Below are 6000 nucleotides of genomic sequence, written 5' to 3'. Positions count from 1 at the left end.
ATCAATCCGCCACGACGGCTCGGGATCCTGCGACGATCACTAGATCAGCAGCTCAACGCATCACTCATACAGTGATCCTTCATGGATTTGTCAGATGAGAGGTCGGCGCGGGCGATGAGCCGGCTGTCGGCGAGGAGGGGGCAGACGTAGTAGCCGTGTTCGCGGCGGGGTGCGGGTTTGTACGCCTCGAAGACCTGGGTGAAGCCGAACAGGCGCTGGACGCGGGGGCGGTGCCAGATGAGGTTGTCGAACGGGCTGAGGAAGACCGGCTCGCGGGGTGCGACCTGCGGCATGTCCAGCGCGCGGGGGTGGGCCCAGGCGGGGCCCCAGCCCTGGACGGTGACCGGGGTGAGCGCCGTGTGCGGCAGAAGGCGCCGCGCGGTCACAGTTCGGATGCGGAGGTAGTCGGCGAAGTCGGCGACGGTACCAATGCCGAGGACTGTTGCGGCGTTTTCGAGGAGCCGGGTCAGGCAGGTGTCGTCGTCCAGGTGGTCATCGAGGAGAGGGGCCGGGATGCAGCGGTCGGGCAGGTCGAACAGGCGTTGGCCCGAGGTGTAGCGGGTGCAGGCGAGGTCGCCGGCCCAGACCATGAACTCCAGGGCGGTCTTGGCACTCCCCCAGTTTCACCCTTTGCTGGGTTGGTCGGTGCTCAGGGCGCGCAGAGGCAGCGGGCCGTCGGCGCGGATGCGGTCGGTGATGGCCGCGCGGTGGCGTGGGTCGGGGCATTGGGGCCGGGTGCGGGTGTGGCGGCGCCGGAACGCCCACAGCGGCCAGTTGGCGAGGGGCACCAGGCTCAGGGCGTGCGCGGGATACACGAACGCCGCGGCCGCGGTGGCGGTGTTGAGGGCCGTGTCGACATCTCTGGTGGTGGCGTTGGGGATGCGGGTGGCGAGGGTGAGCTGGTGGGCGCGGGCCAGGACGCTGATGCTGTCGAGCTGCACCGCGTGCAGATGCTGCAGCACGGACGGGACGCCGACGCTGGAGTGCGGCGGGAAGGCCGCGGCTACCGCGATGGGGCGGGTCTGCGCCAGGGAGATCTCGACGGCGGCCTTCGGCGAAGCGCTCACATCGGCCTCCGTGTCACGGGTGCTGCTCGGCCGGTGCGGCCGGCCCGCCGTGGGCTTGTGCAGCCCGGGCGCCCACGCCTGAAGAAGCGTGGTCTGCCGGCGTGTTCTGCCGTGGGTGTACGCCGGGCCTGCTCGGCCGGATGCAGTGCCGGCTCATCTGGATGAGGGTGGCGGCGGTCCCTGTGGCCGCGCAGCCGGTGAGGGTGAACAGGGCGGTGTCCCATTTCTGTGCTTGGACGAGGGTTCCGATGATGGTGGCCATGATGCCGTTGGCGACGTCGGCGGTGGCGCCGATCCAGGTGTTTGCCTCGATGCGCGTCTCGTCGGTGGCGGTGGCGTCGGTCAGCAGGAAGGCGTTGATGAACAGCGGGGTGACGAACAGTCCGGCGATCAGGAGGAGGGTGGCCAGGAGCCACAGGGGCCGGGCGAGGAACAGCAGGAGCGCGGGGGTGGTGAAGCCGAGGGTGAGGATGCGGTACTTGTGCCACAGGTCGCTGTGCCAGGGCAGGACTGCGTAGGCGATACCGCCCAGGACGCCGCCGGTGCTGGTCGCGGCGAGGAGGGGACCGAGCCAGCTGGTGGCGTGTTCGTGCAGGGTGTAGGCGGGGATCAGGATTCCGGTGCCGCCGAACAAGGCGCCCATGACCAGCAGCGGCAGCAGGATGCCCGGCATGCCGGGCAGGGCGAGCGGCCCGAGCCAGCGTCGCCTGCGCGGGTGCGGTGGGCGGGCTGTTGGCGCTGCGCGGGTCAGGGTGAGGTGGTGGCGGCGAGTGGCGGTGAGGTAAAGGGACATGACGGTGACAAAGCAGGCGGCCGCCAGCTCGTAGCCGTGGCAGGGGCCGAACAGGACGAGGATGGCTCCGGCGGCCAGAGGGGCCAGGACGAAGCCGGCTTCCTCGAGCACGCTGTCCGCGCTGTGGACGGCTTTCAGCTGGGCCGGCCCGGTGGTCAGGCGCCGCCAGGAGCTGCGCAGGGCGGCGTTGAGCGGGGGGGCTGGTGAGGGTGGCGGCGATGACCAGCGGGAGGGTGGTGGGCCAGGGCCAGGTGTAGTGGATGCTGGCGGCGACCAGGGCGAGCAGGGTGGTGGTGGCGCAGGCCATGGCCAGCAGCATGCGCGGGCCGCAGCGGTCCAGCAGGCGTCCGCGCACGGGGGCGCACAGAGCCAGGACGAGGGTGTAGGTGCCGCCGACGGTCGCGGCGCGGGCGTAGCCGTGGGCGTCGGCGAGGGCCAGGAGCAGCAGGATGGGCAGCATCGCCGCGGTGGTGCGGGTCAGGAAGGCGATCGTGAGGAGTCCGCGGACGGGGCCGCCGGTCAACAGGCGCAGCGTGCTGGGGTGTTGCGTGACAGTGGTGGCTGTCTCGGTGGTCCTGATGGAGGGGGTCACGGTGCTGGCCTCGGTGCGTTCGGCGCCTCGGGCGCATGGGGGGCGCCGGTGTCGGCGGGAGAGGGGGCGGGCTGTGCTGCGGTGTCGTGCGGGGTGTGTGCGGTGGCGCGCAGGGAGTCGGGGTGCAGGAGTACGAGCCGGGCGATCTCCTGTCCGCGCTGGATCGGGGTGGGGCGGTCGGGCTGGACGGCGATGCTCATGCCTCCGCGCTCGGCCATCGCGTTGACGGCCTTGGCGGGGATCACGCCGAGCGGCACGCCCGGGCCCGGCGTGCTGGGACTGGGCGGGGGCATGACCATGAGGAAAGTGCCGGCGGGGATCTGGGCGGCGAAGCCCAGGCGCCATTCCACGGTGCCCTGACCGTTCGGGATGAACATGCCCTCCCAGCTGCCGGAACGGGTGCGGTAGTCGCCGAGGTGCAGCCAGGACGCGTCCTTGGTGGCGATCCAGTCCTTGCCGCGTTGGAACATGCGCTGGCCCCCGAGGCGCCGCCCGGCCTGCTGGGGGTCTTCGGCGTCGGGGACGGCCAGGCCGATGTCCTCCAGCGGCCGCATCGTGAGGGTGAGCGGGGAGCGCAGTGACCAGCCCAGTTCCTGGCCCAGGACCCAGGGCGGGCAGTCCGCGGGCAGGCGGGGGATGCGCAGGTAGCGGAACGAGTCCTGGTAGGCGTCGCGTTCCGCGCGGGCACCGGCCCGGTCGGCCTTCGGCTTCTCGGGCAGCAGCGCCCACGGGTGGAGCGGGTGAAAGGTGACCTCAGCCAATTGCGGTCTGCTCTCAGGCGAGAAAACACAGGGGATTCAGGGTCCTGGGGTGCCGTCGCGGGCCCGACGGCTGGCCGGGCCCGCGACGGCCAAAGGGGCCAGGGAAGAACGGGCGACGGCCGCGCCTTCCCTGGCCCCGGCTGGGGTCAGGCGCTGGTGTCGGCGCGGTTGAGGCGGCGCAGGCGCTCGGGCTCGGAGAGGGTGTCGAGGTCGAACATGACGACGGAGCAGGGGCCGTAGCCGACGGTGATCTCCTCGTAGGTGAAGGTGCCTTCGTCGCGGTCCAGCGGCGCGGAGGTGAGGTCGACCATGGTGAGGCTGTTGGGGGCGAAGTTGGGGTGGGCGGCCATCATGCCGGCGCGGGCGAAGTTGGTGACGTAGACGGTCTGGTCGCCGGGGTCGACGACCAGGCCGCGCGGGCCGGAGCCGGTGGGGATCTGGCGGGTCACCTGCAGGGTATCGACGTCGATGACGGCGATGGTGGAGGAGTTCTCGACCGTGACGAGCGCGTGGCGGCCGTCGGGGGTGAAGGCGACGCCGCGCCCGCCGGTGGAGGCGACGTCCACGCGGTGGGTCTGGTCGGTGTCGGTGTCGATGACGGTGGTGTAGTCGGCCTGGGTGTTGGCGACGAACACCCGCCGGCCCGAGGGGTCGATGCCCAGGCTGTAGGGGTGGGCTTCGCGGTCGACGGGGATCTGCGCGAGTTCGCTGACGCCCAGCGGGTTGCCGTCGGCCAGCGCGGAGATGTCGAGCTTGCTGACGTAGCCGCCGCCCCAGATGCAGACGTAGGCGAGGGTGCCGTCCTTGCTGATGCCCATGTGGCGGGGGTCGCGGCCGGTGGGGATCTGGTGGACCTCGACGTTGAGTTCGAGGTCGACGACCGAGATCGTGTTGGAGCCGGAGTTGGAGACCAGCAGGTACTTGTCGCCCGGGACCAGGCCCTGGCCGCGCGGTCCGTGGCCGACCTCGATCCGGCGGACCTCGGTCAGGGCGACGGCGTCGATCTCCGAGATGGTGTTCTGGGAGGTGTTGCAGACGAAGCCGCGGCCGTCCTTGGTGAACTTCACGCCGCCGCGCGGAGCGTTGCCCACCGGGATCTGCTTGACGGTGCGGTGCTCGCCCGGGCCGGTCTTGGTGACGACGGAGACCACGCCGTCGTCGGTGTCGGTCGAGAAGAGCTGAATGTTGCGCATGGCGGTTTTCCTTTTCTTCGAGAGGACAGCAGACCCGGAAATGGGACAGGGCTTTTCCGGTCCGCAGGTGAACGAGCAGGCTGACAGGACTGCGTGGTCAGCCGGTGAAATAGTTCAGGTTCCAGGCGACGGAGATACGCGTCTCGCCGCCCGTGACGGGGGGTACGGAGTGCTTGAGCCAGCCGGGAAACACGATTAGCTCTCCCGGTGTGCAGGCGAGACGCACCCGGTGGCTCTCCCCGGCCAGGCAGATCCCCGGGTCGTAGTAGTCGACCGCCGGCCGCGGGTCGCACAGATCGATCTCGCACGCGCCGGGCGCGGCGACGTAGTAGACCGCGGACAGCGCGGTGTTGGGGTGGAAGTGCGGCTCGTGCAGATCACCCTCCCAGTACAGGGAGGCCCAGCTGCGTGTCACTCCCACCGACACTGACGCCTCGCCGGCCAGCTGCTCACCCTCCCGGGCCAGGGAATGCGTGAACGCCTTGGTCAAGGGCATGCCGGTGAGGGATTCGACGAACCGGGCGGCGACCGAGCACACCCAGCGGCTCAGCCGGGCCGCCTCACTGCCGCCCCAGGAGGTGAACTCCCCCGCGGTCTCCCGCTTGTAGCCGAAGTCCTTCACCCGCTCCGCGTCCCGGCCGTCCACGGCGGCGGCCAAAGGCGGGTTCACGTCGCTCCCGAACGGACAGCCCACGCGGGCCACCGGCGTCGCGAACAGCTGCGACACCACCGCTCGCGTCGTCGTGCTGTCCTCGGGGCCCTGCACGCCGGACGCGGTGCGGGCTGTCTCGAATACCGGCATGACGTGGTAACCCCCACAGTAAATCAGCAGAATTCGCGGGAATCGAAGGGGACTTCCTGATGCGGGCAGCCCTCAGTCTTTCCCGTAATTCGCGGCCTGGCAATCTTTTCGGCCCTGCTCGAAAAGAGCGCGCACAGGAACTGCGCTCCTCGTCGCTTTTCCCGTCGGCGGCCCGTCAGCGAAGGCCGGGCCACTGGATTGCACGCCGCAGTCACAAGGGCCCTCCCCCGCCCCGCACTCCCCGCCAGTTGGCGACCGCCGCTCTGAGCGTGGAGGGCGTGCGCGGACGCCCGGCGCTGGTGCGACACCGTCTGGGCGCGACCTCAGGGGCCGGGGGGCGCGGAAGGGGTGGCAGGCAAGCCATGGGCTCTCAGGAGACTGCGGCCCAAGGGGGTGAGCGTGTGGCGGACGCTGGCACCGTCACGGCGCGTGGTGATCAGCTGTGAGCGGCTCAGGACGCCGGTGTGGTGCGACACCGTTGCGGCACTCACCTCGAGGGCGGCCGCGATGTCGTTCGTCGTGGCAGGCGCCATGTCCGCGATCTGCTGCAGGACCTGGGCGCGGGTCGTACCGAGCAGGGACGCCAGCGCCCGGGGACCTGGAGCCGGCCCGCCCCGGCGGGCGGACAGATCAGAGGTGGCAGACATGAGGGCCTTCCGCAGCGCGGTTGCAGATTTCGTCCAGGGCAGCACCGCAACCGGCGCTCGGTCTGGGCCGGGCGGTAGGCGGCCCCGCGCGCGGCGGGGCATTCCGTGGGCGCCGGGGCGCGGCCGCGGCAGGCGTCCGGGTTCG

Annotated in this window: 5 protein-coding genes and 1 pseudogene; all 6 read right to left on the bottom strand. The window is 71.0% G+C overall.

What is annotated here, in order from left to right; genetic code table 11:
• Window positions 1-44: 44 nt before the first annotated feature.
• A pseudogene (locus ACFYM2_RS33945) lies at window positions 45-962 on the bottom strand (DNA glycosylase AlkZ-like family protein).
• Between the two features lie 118 nt (window positions 963-1080).
• Complete coding sequence (locus ACFYM2_RS33940) at window positions 1081-1971, bottom strand: MFS transporter (protein ID WP_388841618.1); 891 nt, start codon at window positions 1969-1971, stop codon at window positions 1081-1083.
• Window positions 1972-2448: 477 nt separating this feature from the next.
• Window positions 2449-3213 carry a hypothetical protein gene (locus tag ACFYM2_RS33935; RefSeq protein WP_388841615.1) on the bottom strand — a complete coding sequence of 255 codons (765 nt, stop codon included), beginning with the start codon at window positions 3211-3213 and terminating at the stop codon, window positions 2449-2451.
• Between the two features lie 146 nt (window positions 3214-3359).
• The gene (locus ACFYM2_RS33930; protein ID WP_388841612.1) at window positions 3360-4406 is read right to left on the bottom strand and encodes a beta-propeller fold lactonase family protein; all 1047 of its coding nucleotides are present in this window, start codon (window positions 4404-4406) and stop codon (window positions 3360-3362) included.
• Window positions 4407-4503: 97 nt separating this feature from the next.
• Window positions 4504-5208, bottom strand: a complete 705-nt coding sequence (locus ACFYM2_RS33925; protein WP_388841609.1) for a TIGR02466 family protein — start codon at window positions 5206-5208, stop codon at window positions 4504-4506.
• A 323-nt stretch (window positions 5209-5531) separates the two neighbouring features.
• A complete protein-coding gene (locus ACFYM2_RS33920) occupies window positions 5532-5855 on the bottom strand; it encodes an ArsR/SmtB family transcription factor (protein WP_388841606.1) in 324 nt (107 codons plus the stop codon).
• Window positions 5856-6000 lie beyond the last annotated feature (145 nt).

This window comes from Streptomyces sp. NPDC006711 (genome assembly GCF_042869775.1).
Lineage (GTDB): Bacteria > Actinomycetota > Actinomycetes > Streptomycetales > Streptomycetaceae > Streptomyces.
This window is presented reverse-complemented; position numbering and strand designations above follow the sequence as displayed.